We start from the raw sequence: 262 nt of genomic DNA on the forward strand, positions 1-262 counted from the left end.
CCGGCCGCCGGCCCCGGCCCTTCAAACGTCGATGGCGCTGGCCGAGCCGGCCTGGCGGCGCAGCTCGAACTTCTGGATCTTGCCGGTGCTGGTCTTGGGCAATTCGCCGAAGACCACCGCACGCGGCACCTTGAAGCCGGCCAGGTGCTGCCGGCAGTGCGCCACGATGTCCTCGGCGCTGACCTCGGCCCCTTCCTTGAGCTCGACGAAGGCGCAGGGCGTCTCGCCCCACTTCGGATCGGGCCGCGCCACCACGGCGGCC

Annotated in this window: 1 protein-coding gene; it reads right to left on the reverse strand. The window is 72.1% G+C overall.

Annotation, left to right across the window (positions count from 1 at the left end; translation table 11 throughout):
* Positions 1 to 21: 21 nt before the first annotated feature.
* The coding region (locus tag A612_RS01055) for an AMP-binding enzyme (RefSeq protein WP_040435462.1) at positions 22 to 262 on the reverse strand (241 nt) is incomplete at its 5' end.

This window comes from Melaminivora alkalimesophila (assembly GCF_000282995.1).
GTDB lineage: Bacteria > Pseudomonadota > Gammaproteobacteria > Burkholderiales > Burkholderiaceae_C > Melaminivora > Melaminivora alkalimesophila.